A 22,388-nucleotide genomic window follows, 5' to 3' on the forward strand; every position below is an offset into this window, starting at 1 on the left:
TATAAACGCGTTATGTGCTGTCCTGCGAAGAATCGACCGAAGATCGATGTTGTTTGGCGTAAGCACTAGGGGAGCATCCAATTTTTGCTTTAAAGCTTTTTCTAAAATATTCAGGATCACTAAACCCTACCATATACGCAATTTCATTGATTTGAAATTTATGATCCTGCAACAGCTGTTGTGCACGTTTCAAGCGGATTTCTTTGATCAAATCGTTCATGCTGTAGCCCGTCAGTGCTTTCATTTTGCGATAGAGCTGTGCTCGGCTGAGACCAATCGCTTGGCAAATGTTCTCAATTTTTAAATCGGAATCCTGTACATGTTCCTCTATATAGATCAGTACTTTGTGAAGGAGGACTTCATCTGGCGATTGCGGATCTATTTTTGTCGGTTCAATAGAGACCTGGTGCTGGAATTTTTCTTGGATATGGAAACGTGTTAAGAGTTGATTCCGCACTTTTAGGGCGAGGATAGGTAAATGAAAGGGCTTGACCATATAATCGTCAGCGCCGGTTTCCAGCCCTTCTACCTCATATTCTACCCACGTTCGCGCTGTAAGCAGGATAACGGGAATATGCCGGAGCAAGATATCAGATTTTACCTGACGTGTAAAGGATATGCCATCTATCTCGGGCATCATAACATCACTGATAATCAAATCAGGCACGTGTCTGCTCGCAAGCTTTAACCCCTGCTCGCCGTTTGGAGCTTCCAAGATGTAGTAATCACTCCGAAAGAATTGCGCTAAATAACTCCGCATTTGATCGTTGTCTTCGACTAAAAGTAAGGTGCATTTGCGGGGAAGTAACGGAAGCTGTTCTACGAAGGCTTGTCGTGTAGTAGCCGATGTAGTAGATGTATCGGCATGATCATGTGTAGGGGCGACCTCTTTCGATACTGTGATAGTTGTACTATCGTGCGCTATAGGTAATAGGATACGAAATATCGTCAACTTATTCCTTTTTGTATTGGCACGACTTTCTACAGTCAGTTTCCCACCATGCATTTCGACAAGTGTCTTGCTGTAACTCAGTCCCAGTCCCGTTCCCCCCGGTACGGTTGATCGACCTTGGAGAAAGGGCTTAAAAATTCGTTCTAAATCCTCGGGAGGAATACCCTTTCCGTTGTCTATAACGTCGATGTTTAAATGTTCATTATGTTGTAGTATACGCACTTTGACCATATTACCGCTGTCTGTAAATTTAAGGGCGTTCGATAAGAGGTTGTATAGTACTTTTTCTATTTTATCCGCATCTAGTGTTGCGTACATTTCTGGTTGTGATGATGCAACTTTCAAGCGGATTTTCTTTTGGCGGGCCTGCTGTGAAAAGGAATCAACGACTTTTTGAATAAGGGAGAGCAGTTCCGTTTTTTCGAGATGGAGTTCTTCATTTCCGGTTTCGAAACGACGTATATCTAATAATTGATTTACCGTTTTCAGAAGATGCTGTCCGTTGGTCTCCATCGTTTTGAGCTGTTCGTGTATCCGCAAATCCTCCCCTCCCCAGGTTTTTAATTGTTGTATAGGCGATAGAATTAGGGTCAGCGGCGTTTTTATCTCATGCGAAATATTGGTGAAAAACTGTACCTTACTTTCATGGAGTTCCCGTTCTTTCTCATGCAGAATCGCTTCATAATTGAGCTTTGACTTCAGTTTCGCGTAACGGGTGATGTAGTAATAAAACGCATATAACAGTAATATAAAAATAAACGTATACAGAACATAGGCTTCTGTGCTCGCCCAAAGCGCGGGTGCTACAGAAATGGATAGTTCAGTTGGGACCGCAGCCCATACGCCATCACTATTGGACGCTTTTACTTTAAATGTATAGTCACCGGGGGCAAGGTTGGAATAGCTCGCCACTCTTTTATCGGCATCGCCATATATCCAATCCTTGTCAAAGCCCTCCAGCATATACGCATACTGGTTGCCAGCCGGGTTAGCAAAGTGTAAGGCTGAGAATTCAATACTGATGCTTTTATCCTCGTGTGTAAGTGCTATGGACGGAACTAGATACAATGGTTTTGCTAATACCACCCGTCCATTGACCTGTTGGTTTACCTCCACCGGCTGGTTGAGAATACGAAGTTCTGTCAGCACCACTTTTGGTGGCGTTTTATTCGTGCGTATACTGTCGGGAGAGAAATGATTTATACCTTTGTTGCCTCCAAAATAGAGCCTATTGGTGTAAAGGCTCCGATAAACTGCGCCGTCTGCGAATTCGTTACTTTGCAGGCCGTCTTGTTTTGAGAATGTACGAATATCGAGTGTCTTTTTATTTATTCGTGATATACCTTGCTTGTGACTCGCCCAAATAAAGCCGTTATTATCTTCCGTAACGCCGGCTATTGTTCCTTTCGGCCAAAGACTTCCAAGTTGGGCGAATTGTTTCACGCTGTCGGTTTGGGGAGCATAGCAATCAAGCCCATTACCGGTGCCAATCCATATCTGGTTTTCACGATCTTCAAATATGCTATAAATGCGATTATCACTTAATGAGGTTGCTGTTTGGCTTCCGTGGTGTAACCTGCGGATCAATTTCAGTTGGCCTTCATGGGCTTCGCTGAAAATAAAGATGCCCGCGCCTTCCGTTCCGGCCCATATTTGCCCTTTACTATCGATAAAGATAGTCCATACATGTTGCTCGGTAAGAACACTGCTGAGATCGTAGGTTTCTATTTCCTTGTGACGACGGTTGAACTTGGAAACACCATTCCAGGTAGCTAACCAAATATCCCCATCAGCATCTTCTGCCATACCATAGACCCCCGTATTTAATGCAGTTGAATCCCCGATCTGTTCGATAATCCTACGGCGAGGATCGTAACGATCTAACCCACTTTGGCTTCCTATCCAAACATAGCCTTCCGAATCACAAAACACCTTCTTGATATAATTATTCTGTATAGAGTGTGCTGTCTGGAGATTATGTTGAAAATGTTGATATTGCCCGTTTTTTTTAACGAGAGTTACGCCTTTACTGCGTGTACCAACCCACAGGTTTCCATCTTTATCCTCTGTTATGGAGCGGACAATATTCTCGATAAGGGAATTACTACGCTGCGGGTCATGATAAAGATAATGGAATGGGCTGGCATCAAGATAGCTGCGATTAATTCCGTTACTATAGGTTCCTAACCAAATAACTTGTTGATCGTCTAAAAAAATATCACTGACATAAGCGTCATTTATAGACCAGGGATTCCCCGCGTCGACGGTGTACGTTTTCTGCTTTCCTGAGGGAAGATGTGTTTCCACCAATGTGGTAGAAAGGTTATCCAGATGCCACCTCGTTTGCTGATAGCTAAAACTCACCTGAAGACGATGATTACGTCTATTGATTTTATCTTTTAGCTCCGGCGGGCAATCTGTCATGGGGAGACGCTCAAAGTCGTCTGTTTCATAGCGGTAACGACACAGGTACTGCTCATCAAACGTAGAGATCCATAAATCACCATTTTTGTCAGCCAAAATATTGTGTACACGGTTGTTGATTAAGCTTCTTGTATTATGGGCATCATAACGATAAACACGTATAGTATAGCCATCATACCGACAAAGTCCTGACCAGGTACCGAACCACATAAAGCCATGTTTATCTTTAGCAATACCATGTATGGTACTTTGCGGTAGTCCATCTTCAGAGGTAATGTGGTCAAATTTAAGTTGCAGAAATTGAGCATGACTATGTAAACCTATACTCATTAAGAGTACAAGTGCAGTTGTTTTTACAATCGTTAGCCTTCCGGTTAGCATTGCCCTTAACATAAGGGTCTAATGTACAAAAAATGCTTCATAACTCCATCCCGTCCTATCTTGCTCCATCCCGTACACCATCACATTCGACCACTATCCGAATCGTCATTTTACCATCTCCTCCTTGATCGAAAAAACTCTATTCTGAAAACAATTTAAATTTTGGTGTTTGAGACATTTTTACAGGGAATTTGAGCAATTTTTACTGCCTTGGGTTCACGGACTGCGATAGCTTTGTAAAACGCTGACCACCATACTACGTTGCTTTAGCTAACAGAAACGATACAGGTGTAAATGTATCGGTAGAAAAATGGTCCAATATAAACAACAAGCTTAATATCATGGCAATAAAATAATAGGATTTGTTAACCAACCTTAAATTATAGTAACATGGAAACCTTGTATATTTCGTCACGTGCCCGCGGCACCATCAATGCAGCATTAATTAAGATGATAAAAATCAATGATTTCTCGGCAACCCCTAAATATATACAGGTAGCCGATGCGATCGTAGAAGCTATCAAGCATAAAGTCATTGAAATCGGAGATGCGCTCCCGTCTATTAATGATTTAAGTTATCAGCTGCAAATTGCACGGGATACTGTGGAAAAAGGATACCGAAAATTACGTACAGAAGAGATTATTAAATCTTCTCCAGGGAAGGGGTATTTTGTTGCTAAGGAACAAACTTTTCGCTTGCGTATTGCAGTATTCTTGAATAAATTAAGTTCGCACAAGAAGATTGTCTACGATGCATTGGCAGGTAAGTTAGGTAGTGAGGCTGCTATAGACCTCTTTGTATACAATAGTGATATTACCCATCTGCGTACGCTATTGCAAAATCTCTCTCAGTCGTATGATTACCATGTCGTATTTCCTTATTTTAAGGAAGGAAGAGATAAAGCTGCGGAGGTGTTATCGATGATTCCAAGAGATAAGTTATTGCTATTGGGACGTAATGTGGAAGGGATCGACGGGGAATTTCCGATTGTGTGTGAAAATCACGAGAGAGACATCTATGAAGCTCTAGAATCTATTCGGGAGCCGCTGTCCAAATATAGTATGCTTAAGTTGGTGTTTCCCGATAATAGCGATTATCCGAAAGCGATCATCAAAGGCTTTTATAAATTCTGTCAAGAATATGCTTTTGATCACCTGTTGGTAGGCGATCTGCAAGAAGAACATATAAAGAAAGGAACGTGCTATATCAACTTGGCCGAAGATGACTTATTTCATTTACTGAATAAGGTAAGTGCGAAGGGACTAGAAATCGGACAGGACACAGGTGTCATCTCCTATAACGAGACGCCACTTAAAAAGTTTATATTAAACGGTATCACGACCATTTCCACGGATTTTCGTCTGATGGGCGAATATGCAGCTACCAGTATTTTAGATGGCCTGACAAGCCGTCTGGAGGTGCCGTTTTACACCGTATTGCGTGCGTCTGTATAAAAAATAATGTGTAATCGCCCCTGCGACAGGATGCCGCAGGATGCAATAATTTAGTTTATTTGGTATTTTGCCTCTGCTTTTAACAATGATGATTAAACCTATGTTTTCGCTGAAAATAAAAACGTATATCGCCTTTTTACTATTGTGTGCCAGCTTTTCAGGCCATGCGCAGCAGGTAAAAGAAATTCGATACCTATCCGGTACGGATAATGAAAATACCGTAGAATGGGATTTTTGGATCACAGGAGGAAGAAAAGCGGGAGAGTGGTCAAAAATTGCAGTACCTGGTCATTGGGAACAACAAGGCTTTGGTTCCTATAATTATGGTCGTGATTATGTGACCTACGGTAAGAATTTTCGTTTTCATGAAGAAAAAGGTATTTATCGGCATGCTTTTGAGGTGCCTGCAGATTGGAAAGACAAAAAGATTTCTATCGTTTTCGAAGGATCGATGACGGATACGGAGGTGAAGATTAATGGGAAATTGGCTGGCGATATCCATCAGGGTTCTTTCTATCGGTTCAAGTATGATATTACAGACAAGGTTCACTTCGACAGGGAGAATGCGCTGGAGGTCACGGTATCCAAAATGTCGACAGATAATACGGTAAATAATGCAGAACGCCTAGCAGACTATTGGATTTTTGGGGGTATATATAGACCCGTTTATTTGGAAGTGACACCCAAGGCAAATATTAACTGGACGGCTATTGATGCAAAAGCAGATGGTTCTTTTAAGAGCAATGTTTATTTAGAGAATATTCAAGAAAATTCAGCCTTACGTGTAGATTTGAGGGATAAAGAAGGGAGTGTTGTGGCGACGACGCGTGTCAAGTTACGAGCCTCCGATTCGGTGAGAATAGTATCTTTAGCTGTAAAGAAGCCCAACTTATGGACAGCAGAGACGCCTCATCTATATCATGCGGTTTTTACGTTAGAAAATGACCGTGCGGAAAGCTATCAAACGACGGAGCGTTTTGGGTTTCGTACAGTCGAAGTTCGTCAAGGTGATGGAATATATGTGAACGGTGTGAAGGTGAAAATGAAAGGCGTAAACCGCCATGTGTGGTGGCCGGAAACAGGTCGTTCCGTAAACCCAAGACTGGATCTGAATGACGTGAAGCTCATCAAAGAAATGAATATGAACGCGGTACGCTGTTCGCATTATCCGCCCGATAAAGCGTTCTTGGAATACTGTGATTCTTTGGGGCTTTATGTGTTAGACGAACTTGCCGGTTGGCAAAAAGCATACGGAACACCCGTCGGAAAGAAATTGGTAAAAGAGATGGTCGTGCGTGACGTGAACCATCCGTCGATCGTCCTATGGAGCAACGGCAACGAGGGCGGTCATAATAAAGAATTAGTAGACGAGTACGCAAAGTATGATTTATCTGCACGAACAGTAATTCATGCCCACCACCGGCCGGGAAATGCCATCAACGGTATAGACGGCAATCACTATGAAGATTATTATTCGACGAAAAAAATACTGGAAGGGCCAAATATCTACATGACGACAGAATTCCTACATGCACAAGATGATGGTGGTGCAGCGGCCGGACTAGCCGATATTTGGGAATTGCATTGGGAAGCTAAACTTGGAGGAGGCGGTTTTATTTGGAATTTTGCAGACGAAGGCATCGTACGGACAGACTTCAATGGTACTATCGATGTAAACCGGGTAAATGCACCAGATGGTATTTTAGGGCCTTACCGCCAAAAGGAGGGAAGTTTCTTTGCTATCAAAGAGATTTTTTCTCCGGTTCATATCAAGATGAAGAAGCTCCCGAAAGATTTTGATGGAAACATCGCAGTGGAAAACCGCTATCATCATACGGACCTTTCTGCATGTACGTTTGCCTATAAGCTGGTTCGCTATCAACTACCCTTTGCAGATGCTAAGGGGATATTAGTGGAAAAACAATATGACCTGCTTGCGCCAGTCGTAAAGCCGACCGAAAAAGGAACCTTACAGCTTCAACTGTCGGAAGACTGGAAAGCTTACGACGCATTGTTGTTAACAGCCACTGATCCTCATGGCGAAGAGATATACACCTGGTCATGGCGTATTCGGGATAACGCTACCATCACCAAAGCGATCTTACCTGTAAAGACAGCGACGGCAGTAGAACTAACAGACGACAGTGCACATTACGTCCTGAAAGCCAATGGTATCACAGCGTTTATTGCAAAAGAAACGGGTTTATTAGCAGATTTGGCGAATGACTATAGCATGAAAATGGCTTTTGGTAACGGTCCGATATTGATTGATGGGGACTATATGCTGAAAGGTGTCACCACGTCTTCGGTAGGTGAAAACAAGGTATTGGAATTTGATTTCGATGGTCAGTTGGATTATATCCGCTGGACCATGCGACCTGATGGGTGGCTAAAATTAGATTATAGCTATAAGATGCAAGGAAAACGTCCATATGCCGGGGTAAGCTTTAATTTTCCGGAAAATTATATCATCACGGCAAAATGGTTGGGTAACGGACCGTATCGTGTTTGGAAAAACCGACTACAAGGCGTTACCCTAAATACTTGGGAGAATATGTATAACGACTCCAGAGCAGGGATCGGCCCTTGGGAATTCCCAGAGTTCAAAGGGTATTTTTCTGATGTAAGCTGGGTGCAGTTTAACACCACGCAAGGTAAGTTTCTCGTGGCGACTGACCAAGAGGATATGTATCTGCGTTTATTTGATTTTTATGGTATTTCCGGACCGAAGCATTATCCCGAGCTTCCTGCAGGTGATATCTCGTTTTTAGATGCGATTCCCGCTGTGGGAACCAAATTGGCGATGGGTATTAACAACAGACCCGGAGTAAATGGCCCGGCTGGTGAAATGACCGTCTTGGATCAACCGGTATCCCGCACGCTCTATTTCTACTTCGGTATACCGCGAGGAGAAAAAGAGAACACACAATTCGTGATGCCTAAAGAGAACATCCTGACCGACTAGGGCGAGGGGAGACTTAGATGTCGGTAAAAAATAATCTTTTAGTTTAGTTAAGTTTAGCTCGGTTGGTCAATAGATGTTGACCAACTTTTTTATATAGAACGATGAAACGGATCCAATTGCTAGATGTCATAACAAATTTTTTACATAGGGTTATAAAAGCGATATATAAGCGTTCTATTTCAAAAATATCACATTATCAGCCGCTTTACGCTATTCAAACAGGACACTACAGGTTGCCTGTGCTGCTATTTGTTAATAGTTTAGGGATTATAAATTAAAAGCAGTAAGCAATAATAGAGCTAGCGAGCTGACCGAAAAAAAAGAATATGAAAAGTAAAATCTTCCTAATTACCGTGTTATTTGTAGCATTTACTTCGCTTAATGTAGTAAAGGGGCAGGATCGTTTTCCGGATGGGACACCCGTCTCTGATTGGTTCAAAAAGGTGGAGCCTACTCGTATCGAAGCGTTAGGGAAGTCCTATCGTATTACGGATTTTGGTGTTATACAGGACAGTACGGTACTCCAGACAGACAAAATTCAAGCGGTAATAGATAAAGCGCACGAAGCTGGAGGAGGGGTAATCATTATACCAAAAGGTACGTTTCTTAGTGGATCTTTATTTTTTAAACCAGAAACCCATTTGCACTTAGAAGAGGGGGCGGTCTTAAAAGGAAGCGATGATATAAGTCACTTTGAATTATTGATGACACGTATAGAAGGAGAAACGGTGAAGTATTTTGCGGCCTTGGTTAATGCGGATAAAGTTGATGGTTTTACCGTGTCAGGTAAAGGTACATTAGATGGTAATGGACTGCGATATTGGAAAGCCTTTTGGCTTAGGAGAGGATTCAATCCGGACTGTACGAACAAAGATGAAATGCGGCCACGTATTCTCTATGTTTCCAACAGCAAAGATGTACAGGTGTCTGGCATACATATGAAAAACTCTCCTTTTTGGACTTCACATTATTATCGTTGTGAAAATGTGAAGTTGATTGATTTGCATATTACGGCTCCAAAAGAGCCTGTTAAGGCACCGAGTTCGGATGCGATTGATTTAGATGACTGCCATAACGTGCTAATAAAAAACTGTCACATGTCTGTGAACGATGATGCTATTGCGTTAAAAGGAGGCAAAGGACCGCAAGCCGACAAAGACCCTAATAATGGACCGAATTATAATATTATTATTGAAGACTGTACGTTTGGATTCTGTCATAGCACCTTAACCTGTGGTAGTGAATCGATCCATAGCTACAATATTATTTATCGGAATAATACCCTAGATGGTGCAAAAAGAATGCTACAATTGAAGATGCGTCCTGATACACCACAGGAATACGAACATATTCTTGTTGAAAATGTCAGAGGAACGGCAGACATCATGTTATTTATCCGTCCCTGGACTCAGTTTTTTGATCTAAAAGGGGAAGAGGGTGTTAAACTGTCCTATGCGCGAAATATCGTCCTACGTGATATCGACCTCGCGTGTGACGTATTGTTCGACGTGAGTAACTCTAATCAGTATCAATTATCCAACTTCACTTTTGAAAATATGAACATCAAAGCGAAAAGACCACATATTAATCAGGATTATATTGAAAACTTTATTTTGAAGAACGTGGTTGTAAACGGCAAAGAAGTTGCCCAGAAATAACGCTAAAATAAACCCGTTATGAAGAACGTAACAAAGGATAACGAGGTATGTTATATATGGGAAAACCTGAAAAATACCTTATTGACAGCGGCTGTCTTGCTTGTAGCGATTCCGCTTTCGGCACAGCGTCAGATGGAATATCTGGATCGCGGATTCGTCGCCGTCAAAACGTCTGATCATACTGCGTTCCTTAGTTGGCGTCTGCTCGCAACGGATGCTTACAATCTTCCTTTTCACCTTTATAGACAATACGGAGAAGGGGAAAAGGTACGCCTTACCGATCAACCGCTGAAGAAAGGAACAAATTTTGAAGATAAACAAGTCGATTTAACCAAAGACGTAACCTATACGTTGGTTAGTGTCCAAAACCAACAGGAAAACTTCGAAACCGAGCTGAAACTGGCAAAGAATACACCTGTAAGACAGTATCTGGAGATTCCACTACGGACCCCGGAAGGTTATATGCCGGGCGATGCATCTGTAGGAGATTTAGATGGCGATGGTGTATATGAAATTATCATACATCAAACGGGAAAGGGACATGATAATTCCCATAATGGGATTACGACTGATCCAATTTTCCAGGCTTATAAATTGGATGGAACCTTTCTGTGGGAAATCAACCTGGGGAAAAATATTCGGGAAGGGGCGCATTATACCCAATTTATGGTGTATGATTTAGATGGCGACGGATGTGCGGAATTTGTATGCAAAACAGCAGATGGAACAAAGGACGGATTTGGCAGGCTGATAGGTGACCCCGATGCGGACTGGCGGGATACGGATCGCAACTCGTCGACTTATGGCCGTATTCTAGAAGGTCCCGAATACCTTACGGTTTTTGATGGACGCACCGGAAAGGCGGTTAGCACGGTCGATTATCTGCCGGAAAGAGGTGATCTTCGCAGTTGGGGAGATACGCGGGCAAACCGATCAGAACGATATCTGGCAGCGATTGCTTATCTGGATGGCATGACCCCCAGTCTTGTTATGACACGAGGTTACTACGCGCGGACGACACTGGCAGCCTGGGATTTTAAAAACGGAAAGTTAGTAAACCGTTGGGTTTTTGATACCGAGTCGGGTAGACACCCATACGCTGGACAAGGTTATCACAGTCTGGCAGTCGCCGATGTGGACAAAGATGGAAAAGACGAAATCATATTTGGTGCGATGTGCGTCGATGACGATGGTACCGGATTATATACAACAGGATTGGGGCATGGTGATGCGTTGCATGTCACAGATCTAGACCCAGACCGCCCGGGGCTAGAAGCGTTTGGTATACATGAATTGAAAGGTGGACGGACGGGAGTGGGGGCCGCACTTCGCGACGCAAGAACAGGAGAAGTGCTTTTCAAAGGCGCTATTGACCAAGACGTGGGAAGGGGGGGCGCAGCTAATATCGATCCGAACCATCGAGGTGCTTATATGTGGTGGTTGGGTTCAAAAGGAGTGTACGATATGCAAGGAAACCGCGTTGGGGATGCCCCACGGTCTACCAATTTTCTCATTTGGTGGGATGGCGATTTGAGCCGAGAGTTGTTGAACAGTAATTATATCGAAAAATATCAGCAGGGTGTTATTTTTAAAGCCGAAGGAGCGTCCTCTATTAATGGTTCAAAAAGTACACCGAATTTGAGTGCTGACATCTTGGGAGACTGGCGGGAAGAGCTTATTATCCGATCTGATGACAACCAATCCCTGCGGATATATACGACAACTATTCCAACAGCTTACCGTCTGTATACGTTAATGCACGATCCTGTATATCGTTTGAGTATCGCTTGGCAAAATGTGGCCTATAACCAACCTCCTCACACCGGCTTTTACCTCGGAACAGGGATGACCTTGCCGCCGAAAGCGCCGGACATACGTATCGTAAAACCGGATCGAGGTTTAAAAACAAAGAAATAAAAACGATAAGCAGATGGTAAAGCAATTATCGATCATCGTATTAGGTATATGTCTCGTTTCTTTCGGAATACAAGATCGACCGACGATTTATTTGATCGGCGATTCCACCGTGAGAAATAGCAATCAGGAATATTGGGGATGGGGCTCGCTATTAGGAGCATTTTTGGATACGACACAAGTGGCTGTGGCCAATCATGCTATGGCGGGTCGGAGTACACGTACTTTTCGGAAAGAAGGGCGTTGGGATAGGGTGAAAGAAAAGATGAAACCTGGTGATTACCTGTTGATTCAGTTTGGACATAATGAGGGAAGCAAACCGGATACGACACGACAAGGCTATCGAGGGGTGTTAAGAGGAGTTGGCCGGGATTCTGTTATATTGGATTGGGGCAATGGAGAGACAGAAGTAGTTCGTACTTACGGCGAAAATTTACGCCGGTTTGTGCGAGAGGCTAAACAGATAGGTGCGCATCCGATTTTACTTTCGATGATTCCACGAAATCAATGGGATGAACAAGGACACGTGAAACGCGCGAGTCAGGATTTTGGTCTATGGGCAAGGCAGATTGCAGCAGAGGAACAGGTATCCTTTATCGATCTGAATGAAATTACGGCCAAAAAATACGATGAAATAGGATCGGAACAAGTAAAAGCAAAATATTTTCCGGGTGATCATACCCATACGAACTATCATGGAGCTATGGAAAATGCAACTTCGGTTATAGAAGGATTAAAAAATATACAACATCCATTAGTAAAATATATAAAATGACAAATAATAAAATAGTTATAGGATTATCCGTTGTCTTATTGGTATGGAGTTTATGCTCTTTTGTCGGAAAAAAAGGCAGACCTACTCTTTTTCTTATTGGAGATTCGACAGTGAAGACGGGGCGTGGAGATGGTTCCAATGGTCAGTGGGGATGGGGGAGCTTTATAGCAGACTATTTCAACCCGCAACAAATCGATGTGCAGAACAAAGCATTGGGCGGCACAAGTAGCCGGACATTTTACAACAATCCGAAACTGTGGCAGCAGGTATTGGACAGTATCCAGCCGGGTGATTACGTTATCATGCAATTTGGTCATAACGATTCCAGTCCCATCGTAGATACGTTGCGCGCGCGGGGTACTATCAAAGGAAACGGCGACGATTATCAAGAGGTGAAAAACCCTTTACTGGAACAGAAGGAGATCGTGTACAGCTACGGATATTATCTACGTTTATTCGTGAAAAATATCCATGATAAAGGGGCAACCGCCATTATTTGCTCGCCGATTCCGCGTAATCGCTGGGAGGGCACAAACGTCGTACAATCAGATTATGCCATATGGGCTAGGGAAGCGGCTGCACAGGCAGGTGCTTTTTTCGTCCCGTTAGAAGATTTGGTTGTTGCCGAATATGAAAAAAGAGGAAAAGAAGAGGTTGGACGTTTATTTTTTGATCCGAAGGATCATACCCATACCTTGAAAGCGGGAGCAGAATTAAATGCTTCGTTAATTGCGGGTTATCTGGCAGAAAATCCCAAAATAGGATTGAAAAGATATTTGAAAAAGTAACTCGGTATACATACGAATAATGAAAACTTTAAGAATCCATTTCCTTTATTTCTTTACACTGATGCAGGTTGCATTTGCACAACATGCAGACCGTCCCAATATCGTCTTAATTCTGGCAGACGATATGGGTTATTCGGATTTAGGTTGTTTTGGATCGGAAATACAGACACCTTATCTGGATAGGATGGCACAAGGCGGTGTTAAAATGACCAATTTTTATAATGCATCGCGCTGTTGCCCATCTAGAGCTTCGTTGCTTACGGGTGTATATCCCCACCAAGCGGGCATAGGAGACATGATGAACACCCGGCCCTATCCTGCTTACCAAGGATACCTGAACCGTGAAACGGCTACCCTTGCCGAAGTATTGGGAAGTGCAGGATACGGCACGTATATGACGGGGAAGTGGCATGTTGGTCAGGCACAGGAACATTGGCCATTGCAGCGTGGTTTTGATCGGTTTTATGGTCTTATTGATGGTGCGAACAGCTATTTTGAAAACAGGCCCTATCGGCCCAATCAAAAGCTGACCATTGCCTTGGACAACGAAGAAATAGCACCACCTCAAAACTATTACAGTACAGATGCCTATACCGATTATGCTATTTCGTTCGTGGATGAACACTTAGAGGAGAGAAAATCGGATCCCTTTTTCCTTTACATGGCGTACCAAGCTCCCCATTGGCCTTTACATGCCAAACCAGAAGATATTGCTCGCTATAAAGGCAAATATATGGAGGGCTGGGACGTTGTTCGTCATCGAAGATTTGAGAAGCAGCAGGCAATGGGTTTATTTCCGCCCTCCACAACGTTGTCGCCTTTAGATACGACCATACGCGATTGGGAATCACTTTCATGGGCAGAAAAAGTACAATGGGATGAACGTATGGCTGTCTATGCGGCCATGGTAGATGCCATCGATCAAAATGTCGGCAAACTCATGGAGCATCTGCGGAAGAATGGTCAGTTGGAGAATACTATTTTTCTGTTTTTATCGGATAATGGTGCAAGCAATGAAACCATAACCAATCAAGGATTCACGGAGGAGATCCGTGCGGCTAACTTCTTTCCGGCAAGTCATCCCAAGTCGTTTTCGGCTTATGGAAAGGAAGGTGCTGTGGTGAGTAATACACCTTTCCGTAAGTTCAAGCATTGGGAATTTGAAGGCGGGAACGCAACGGCTTTTATTGCCTATGGACCAAAATATATACCGCAAGGCCTACAGGTTGATCAACCGGCCCATCTCATCGATATGATGCCCTCCATAGTAGAATGGTCGAATGCGGCCTATCCGAAAGAGTTTGCGGGACATGCCATCCAACCCATGGAGGGAAAAGCGTTGCAGAAGATATGGCGTAAGGAGCTCGTAGAAGAAGACCGGGCAATTTGCTTTGAACATGAAGGGAATAAGGCTGTCCGGAAAGGAAAATGGAAATTAGTGGCGGAGTATCCGGAGAATATCTGGTATCTCTACAACGTGCAGACCGATCGGGCAGAAAATACCGACGTCAAAGGACAGTATCCGGAGGTTGTAAACGAACTATCCCAAATTTATGACACGTGGGCGAAACGTGTCGGTGTGATACCTTATGAACAGCTTGACAAGAAGCGCAGAAATGTACGGTATCAGTAACTCAACGCCTGTTTTCCCTCAATTCTCAGGATACCGCAGGTTGCCCGGTAAGAAATTATGAGGTATTATCGTTGCAACATTATAAATCAAGTAATCTATTTCAATAATAAGATGAGTAATAAAAAAAGAACAACGTATAGCCTGCTGCTGTTGATGACGGTTATCCTGAGTGCCTGTGCTCCCAAAAAGCAATTGGCATCAAAACAGGAAGAAAAACAACAGGTATTGGAAGTCTTGCGAAGAACCAATAACTATTTTATGAATAAATGGCCGGATACGAAGAAACCGATTTATACCACCCGTTGGCGTCCGAGTAATATTTGGACGAGGGGGGTATATTACGAGGGGTTGATGGCATTGTATAAGGTTGATCCTGATAAACGCTATTATGATTATGCGGTCGACTGGGGCAATAATCATGCATGGGGATTGCGTAACGGTACGGAAACCCGTAATGGCGATGACCAAAACTGCGGTCAAACCTATCTGGATCTTTACGAAATAGATCCACAACCAGAACGCATAGCGGACATTAAGAAGAATATCGATTTTATCATCGCATCGGGTAAAGTGGATGACTGGACCTGGATAGATGCTATACAGATGGCGATGCCTATCTACGCAAAACTAGGGGTCATGTACGATGATGAACGATATTTTGACCATATGCACAAAATGTATGTCCATTCCCGTGATGTTGAGGGGGGTGGTTTATATAATAGAGAAGATAAACTATGGTGGCGTGATAAGGATTTTGTTCCCCCTTATACGGAACCTAATGGAGAAGATTGTTATTGGTCGCGTGGAAACGGTTGGGTGGTAGCTGCATTAGTTCGGGTACTTGACCTCCTTCCGGAAGATCAACAGCATCGCGCAGAATATTTACAGGATTTCAAGGATCTTATGGAAGGTGTACTGGCCACGCAACGGGAAGATGGTTTCTGGAATGTTAGTATGCATGATCCCACGAATTTTGGTGGTCGCGAGACTAGCGGTACGGCTCTTTTTGTATACGGTATGGCTTGGGGGATAAATCAGGGTTTATTGGACGAGGAAACCTACCGGCCTGCTATGGAGAAAGCGTGGAAAGCCATGGTAAACGAAGCTGTACACCCGTCTGGTTTCTTAGGCTACCTGCAAGGAACAGGTAAAGAACCCAAAGATGGTCAGCCGGTGAGCTATGCGAGTGTGCCCGATTTTGAAGATTACGGACTCGGCTGCTTTTTGTTGGCCGGAGCAGAAGTGTACCGACTGCTGGACAACCATAAATAACAGCGTTATAAGAAAATAAATTAAGACCTGATGATATGATAAAACTTTGTATAACGATAGGTGTCTTGTTGTGTGGTTTGGTGATATCCGCACAACCCCGACAGACCTATAGTTTTAACGCCGGATGGAAACTACATATTGGCGATATACCGGACGCTAAACAAGCTGCATTTGACGATAAGGAATGGAAAGGCGTTACATTACCCTACGCCTGGAATGAGGACGAAGCTTTTGCAAAGCCTATACACGAACATAGCACAGCGGTAGTTTGGTACCGTAAAACATTTACGTTGCCGGATGATGTCCCGCAAGAAAAGGTATTTTTAGAATTTGAAGGCGTACGTTTCGGAGCTGAATTTTATCTTAACGGTACCTGGATAGGCCGCCACGAAAACGGTGTCATGGCAGCGGGGTTAGACATCTCGAAAGAAGTGTTAAAAAAAGGTGAAAATGTCCTGGCGATTCGAACCGATAACGATTGGCGGTATAGGGAAAATGCAACCAACAGCATTTTCCAATGGAACGATAAGAATTTTAATGCGAATTACGGCGGTATTCCCAAAAATGTATGGATTCATTTTATGAGTGGGGTATACCAAACATTGCCTTTATATTCTAATTTGGAAACTACGGGCGTATATGTTTATGCAAAAAACATAGATATTTCAAAAAAACGGCTGGATCTCCATGTAGAATCTGAAGTAAAAAACGAAACAGCTGATACGTATAATGGTCAGCTTGTGGTGGAAGTACGAGACGCTGAAGGCGCGTTGGTAAAAACGTTTGAAAATCCGTTCTCGTTGGAATCCGGAGCGACAAGGATAATCCGGGTACAGTCAAAAATGGACAATGTGCATTTCTGGAACTGGGGGTATGGTTATCTATATACGGTAACGTCTAAATTGGTAGTTGGTGGAGAAACGATCGATGCGGTTGATACACGTACAGGCTTCCGGAAAACCGCATTTCGGGATGGTATGGTCTATCTCAACGATCAGGTATTGATGATGAAAGGCTATGCCCAACGAACAAGCAATGAATGGCCCGCGGTAGGGCTGTCTGTTGCTCCATGGGTGAGTGACTACAGCAATAAGTTGATGGTGGAAAGTAATGCGAATCTGGTTCGTTGGATGCACGTTGCGCCTTGGCGTCAAGACGTGGAATCTTGTGACCGGGTCGGACTGATGCAAATGCTGCCTGCTGGAGATGCGGAAAGGGACGTGGAAGGCCGTCGATGGGAGCAACGGACAGAATTGATGCGCGATGCAATCATCTACTACCGGAACAGTCCGAGTGTCCTGTTTTGGGAAAGTGGAAATGAATCCGTCTCTGAAGAACACATGACCGAGATGATCGCCATTCGTGACCAATATGATCCGCATGGCGGGCGAGCCATAGGGTCTCGTGAAATGCTGGATAGCAAACTGGCCGAGTATGGTGGGGAGATGCTTTATATCAATAAAAGTGCTAGACATCCGATGATTGCAACCGAGTATATGCGCGATGAAGGTCTGCGTAAATACTGGGATGAATATACCTATCCCTTCCACAAGGAGGGGGAAGGACCGTTGTATAAAGGTAATGATGCCAGTGATTACAATAGGAATCAGGATCAACATGCTATAGAAACGGTTCGCCGTTGGTGGGAATACTGGAAAGTTCGTCCGGGAACGGGAAAACGGGTCAGTTCGGGCGGTGTGAATATTATTTTCTCCGACTCCAATACACATTATAGAGGTAAAGAGAACTATCGTCGAAGCGGAGAAGTCGATGCGATGCGGATTCCTAAAGATGCATATTATGCGCATCAGGTCATGTGGAACGGCTGGATAGATCCCGATCCGAAAGGTCTCCATATCATTGGTCATTGGAATTATACAACAGATACAAAAAAAGATATACATGTGGTGAGCGCGGGCGAGAAAGTAGAGCTGTTTGTGAATGGTCAGAGCGTAGGTTTTGGCGATCGCTCTTATCAGTTCTTGTTTACTTTTCCCCAAATAACTTTTATGGCAGGCGAACTGAAAGCTCGTTCTTATGACGGAAATAATAATATATTGAACGAGCAGATAATACAAACGGCAGGCGAGCCTTATCGTGTAAAACTAAATTATAAGCACGGCGATAACGGCTTATATGCCGATGGCAATGATATGGTTTTAGTCGATGTGGAAGTGTTGGACAAAGAACGTAGACGTTGCCCGACGGCGACCCATATGATTGATTTCCGTTGGGATGGCCCTATGGACTGGCGGGGAGGTATTGCGCAGGGACCTAACAATTACATCCTTTCCGAATCGTTACCAGTAGAAGCCGGCGTAAACAGAGTCATGCTGCGTACCCGGTTTGGTGAAGCCGGAGAAGTGAAAATCCACGCACAGGCGAATGGCCTTATTGCGGATAGTCTTGGATGGGAAGTTTCTCCTATCTCGGATAAAAATGGGCTTTTTGTGAAAAATGCTGAAATAGGGTTGCCTTTGAATCTGGATAGAGGGGAAGGTTTGAAAGAGGAACCATTAAAGCAGCGACGTATAACCTTGCCGATACAGAAAGTTCAGGCAGGCACAAATCAAGAAATGGCAACAGCCTCCTATGATGATAATGAGCTGACGGACTGGGTAAACGATGGAACATTGCAAAACGCCTGGATAGAATATACCCTGGCAAAGAAATCGGTTATTGACGAGATTGATCTAAAATTGAATAACTTTAGATCCAGAAGCTATCCGTTACAGGTTTTCGTCGATGACAAGCTGGTATTTGATGGAAATACAGAAACGACATTAGGGTATTACACATTAGAAATCCCACGTACAGAAGGACGTCGGGTGAAAATTCAGTTGAAAGGGAGTTCGGTTGTTGCTGCGGAAAATCAACACGCCGAAATCGGAGGTAAGAAGTTGGATGATGGTGTGGCGCGGGATGATATCGGCGCAAAAGGACGATTGAGTATTATTGAAATAGATATCCACAAAAAACAATAGACTATGCAGAAGGTAGCGTTTAAAATGCAACTGAAGCCGGGAATGAAGGAAGAGTATGAAAGGAGACATGCTGCTATTTGGCCGGAGTTGGTGGAACTATTAAAAGAAAATGGCATAACAGACTATACTATTTTTTTGGATGAGGATACCAATACACTGTTCGCGGTCCAGTATTTGACAGGTAAATCATCCCAGGAATTGGGAAAGACAGCTGTCGTGCAACGTTGGTGGAAGTATATGGCAGATATCATGGAAACAAATGCTGACTTTTCGCCCATTTCTACACCTTTAATGAAAGTTTTCCATTTAGATTAACAACGATGAAGAAGAGATTTTTAACGATATTGATATGTTATGGTATGGCTACTTCCGCTGTATGGGCACAAGATCTGTGGCCCAGCGTAACCAAGGAAATGAGACCTTGGACACGTTGGTGGTGGCTAGGCTCCGCTGTGGATAAACCCAACCTTTCCAGAGAGATAAAACTACTGGATGAGGCAGGTTTCGGCGGCGTGGAAGTTACGCCTATTTACGGCGCTAAAGGGTATGAAGATCGGTATATCCCTTTTCTTTCGAACAGGTGGATGGATATGCTGGCATTTACCGTAGATCAAGCAAACGGCCATCAGATGGGTGTGGATATTAACCTAGGAACGGGCTGGCCATTTGGTGGGCCGCAAATCGATGAGCAACATGCGGCCACTAAATTGTTTTTAGATGAGATCGATCTAAAGCAGGGACAGGCAATATCGTTTCCGCTGGGGGTAAGCGATACCAAACAGAGTTTTAGCAAATTGCAGGCGCTTCGTGCATATAAACCCGATGGACAGGAGATCAATCTGGATAGTCAGATGCATAACCAGTCGGGAAGCTGGACAGCACCCGAAGACGTCCGGGTAATCGCCCTTTTCTCGGGAAGAACGCGTCAAAAAGTCAAACGTGCTGCGCCGGGAGGTGAAGGATTTACGCTTGATCATCTGGGTAAAGAACCCGTGCAACGCTACTTTAGTCATTTTCAAGAAGCATTTCAAGGAAAGGATCTACAGCTTCGTGCTTTTTTTAACGACAGCTATGAAGTATATGGTGCCAACTGGACGGATCGCTTTTTAGAAGAATTTGAAAAAAGGAAGGGATATAAATTACAGGGATACTTATTGGACTTTGCTGGAAAGAGTAACGACAAAGAAAAGGAAAAGCGTGTGAAGTCCGATTACCGGGAAGTGGTGAATGCTATCCTTAGGGATAACTTCTTGGTTCCTTTTACCTCGTTTTCCAATCAACACGGGGCGCTCTCGAAAAACCAAGCACATGGATCACCTGGAAACTTAATAGATCTATATGCCAGTACGGATATTGCCGAATGTGAAACCTTTGGGTCGAGTTTTTTTGCTATTCCGGATTTGAGACGGGACAGCACCGATGTTCGGAATGTTGATCCTGATCCGATGATGTTTAAATTCGCTTCCTCGGCAACGCACACCACGGGCAAGAAATATACGTCTTCCGAAACGTTTACATGGCTTACCGAACACTTTAAAACATCCCTCGCGCAAGCAAAGCCAGAGGTCGAGCAATTGTTTTTAGCCGGTGTGAACCATGTATTTTATCACGGTACAACCTACTCACCGGAAGATGTACCTTATCCGGGCTGGTTGTTTTATGCATCGGTTAATTTCACGACCAACAATTCGTTCTGGTCGCATCTGCCGGGCTTAAACAACTATGTTACCCGTGTACAATCCATCCTGCAGACGACAAAAGCGGACAATGAGCTATTGATTTATTGGCCTATATATGACGTTTGGCACGATACCAAAGCGCCATTTAAAACATTGAGTGTGCATCATGTGGATGACTGGTTGCACCCCACCGAATTCTATAAACAAAGTATGTATTTGCAGCGCCTAGGATATAGTTTTGATTTTGTCACCGACGCTATTCTCGCTAAATCGACTGTCCAAAACAAGCAGGTAGTAACGGCGGAGAATGCGCGACCATACAAAGTTATCTATATCCCCTCTACACAATATTTTTCGGAGGAAACGCTCGATAATCTTTTGACATTAGCAAGGAATGGAGCGACACTCATTTTTGAAACTTTACCGAAAGATGTTGGCGGTTTAGCGAATCTGGAAGTGCGGCGCAAAAAACTGAATGATTTATTGGCAACACTGCACTTTGACGAGGATGAAGAAAACCAATATACAGCCTACGGTGAAGGAAAAATCTACTTGACGAATGATGTGTACTCCGCGTTGGAAACAGAGCAACTATATGCTGAACGATTGGCACGTACCGGGCTTAAATTTAATAGACGGGTGACGGAGAAAGGAACGTATTATTACCTGGTGAACCATACCGATAAAACAGTAGACCAATTTGTTCGGTTAAATAACGAGGGAATGCATTACACGTTATTGGATCCGCAGACTGGCGATATATTCAATCTTCCGGTAGAAAAGAGCGCTATTCGCTTGCAGATTCCTGCCGGTTATGCTTGGGTGGTGTATGTGTCTGATACAGATAAAGTAGATACCGACTATCGCTATGTCAATCAACCGCAGGAGGAAAAGGTTTTTGTTCATCCGTGGAAGGTAAGCTTCTTGCAAGGCGGGCCACAATTACCAAAAGCACGAACGTTGAACAACCTAAGCTATTGGACAACTTGGGGAGATGCAGTCGCCGACAAGTTTTCCGGCACAGCGGCTTATGAAACCTCTTTTGCCATCGACAAGAAGTCGGACAAAGGCTATCAATTGCATTTAGGAGCAGTGGGTGAAAGTGCACAAGTGTGGGTGAATGGGAAAGATGCCGGTATCGTATGGGCGCATCCGTTTACGCTGGAGATTGGAGAACTGTTACAAAATGGTAAGAACGATATTCGCATTGAAGTGGCGAATTTGATGGCAAACCGTATTCGTGACCTCGATAAAAGAAAGGTGTCGTGGCGTAATTACCATGAGATCAATTTTGTGAATATTGATTATAAAGATTTTGATGCAAGTCAATGGAAACTAATGGATAGCGGTCTAAAAGGACCTGTGCGTTTATTCCGTTATTGATACTTTCCGATCTGTTTTCAACAGAAGGGGCCATTTTCGAAAAGGAAATGGCCTTTTTTATGCCGACCATGAAAGTGCATAACAGTTTTGTTACATAAACTTTCTACCTTGCTTTTGAGCTAGTA

At 43.6% G+C, this 22,388-nt stretch carries 12 protein-coding genes; 11 read left to right on the forward strand and 1 reads right to left on the reverse strand.

Going from position 1 to position 22,388, the window contains the following annotated elements:
- Positions 1-10: 10 nt before the first annotated feature.
- A complete protein-coding gene (locus tag G5B43_RS04635) occupies positions 11-3,706 on the reverse strand; it encodes a hybrid sensor histidine kinase/response regulator transcription factor (RefSeq protein WP_165293559.1) in 3,696 nt (1,231 codons plus the stop codon).
- Between the two features lie 441 nt (positions 3,707-4,147).
- Between G5B43_RS04635 and G5B43_RS04640 the strand changes: the two genes are divergently transcribed.
- From G5B43_RS04640 to G5B43_RS04690, 11 genes are all read left to right on the forward strand, one after another.
- Positions 4,148-5,212, forward strand: a complete 1,065-nt coding sequence (locus G5B43_RS04640) for a GntR family transcriptional regulator (protein ID WP_240904753.1) — start codon at positions 4,148-4,150, stop codon at positions 5,210-5,212.
- A gap of 85 nt (positions 5,213-5,297) precedes the next feature.
- Positions 5,298-8,177 (forward strand): glycoside hydrolase family 2 protein, encoded by a 2,880-nt coding sequence (locus tag G5B43_RS04645; protein ID WP_240904754.1) that lies wholly within the window; start codon positions 5,298-5,300, stop codon positions 8,175-8,177.
- 326 nt (positions 8,178-8,503) lie between these two features.
- Positions 8,504-9,835 (forward strand): glycoside hydrolase family 28 protein, encoded by a 1,332-nt coding sequence (locus tag G5B43_RS04650; protein ID WP_165293560.1) that lies wholly within the window; start codon positions 8,504-8,506, stop codon positions 9,833-9,835.
- Positions 9,836-9,853: 18 nt separating this feature from the next.
- Positions 9,854-11,752, forward strand: a complete 1,899-nt coding sequence (locus G5B43_RS04655; protein ID WP_165293561.1) for a rhamnogalacturonan lyase — start codon at positions 9,854-9,856, stop codon at positions 11,750-11,752.
- Between the two features lie 13 nt (positions 11,753-11,765).
- The gene (locus G5B43_RS04660; RefSeq protein ID WP_165293562.1) at positions 11,766-12,524 is read left to right on the forward strand and encodes a rhamnogalacturonan acetylesterase; all 759 of its coding nucleotides are present in this window, start codon (positions 11,766-11,768) and stop codon (positions 12,522-12,524) included.
- Positions 12,521-13,312: an SGNH/GDSL hydrolase family protein gene (locus G5B43_RS04665; protein WP_165293563.1), complete on the forward strand. Its 792-nt coding sequence runs from the start codon at positions 12,521-12,523 to the stop codon at positions 13,310-13,312. The genes G5B43_RS04660 and G5B43_RS04665 overlap by 4 nt, the downstream gene beginning before the upstream one ends.
- Positions 13,313-13,331: 19 nt before the next feature.
- Entirely contained in the window at positions 13,332-14,945 is a 1,614-nt protein-coding gene (locus G5B43_RS04670) for an arylsulfatase (protein ID WP_165293564.1), read from the forward strand.
- A gap of 111 nt (positions 14,946-15,056) precedes the next feature.
- Positions 15,057-16,217: a glycoside hydrolase family 88 protein gene (locus G5B43_RS04675; protein ID WP_206367240.1), complete on the forward strand. Its 1,161-nt coding sequence runs from the start codon at positions 15,057-15,059 to the stop codon at positions 16,215-16,217.
- Positions 16,218-16,252: 35 nt separating this feature from the next.
- Positions 16,253-19,201 carry a sugar-binding domain-containing protein gene (locus G5B43_RS04680; protein ID WP_165293565.1) on the forward strand — a complete coding sequence of 983 codons (2,949 nt, stop codon included), beginning with the start codon at positions 16,253-16,255 and terminating at the stop codon, positions 19,199-19,201.
- A gap of 3 nt (positions 19,202-19,204) precedes the next feature.
- A complete protein-coding gene (gene rhaM / locus G5B43_RS04685) occupies positions 19,205-19,516 on the forward strand; it encodes an L-rhamnose mutarotase (RefSeq protein ID WP_165293566.1) in 312 nt (103 codons plus the stop codon).
- A 5-nt stretch (positions 19,517-19,521) separates the two neighbouring features.
- Positions 19,522-22,263 carry a glycosyl hydrolase gene (locus G5B43_RS04690; protein ID WP_240904755.1) on the forward strand — a complete coding sequence of 914 codons (2,742 nt, stop codon included), beginning with the start codon at positions 19,522-19,524 and terminating at the stop codon, positions 22,261-22,263.
- The last annotated feature ends 125 nt before the right edge of the window (positions 22,264-22,388 follow it).

This window comes from Sphingobacterium sp. SGR-19 (assembly GCF_011043555.1).
Classification (GTDB): Bacteria; Bacteroidota; Bacteroidia; order Sphingobacteriales; family Sphingobacteriaceae; genus Sphingobacterium.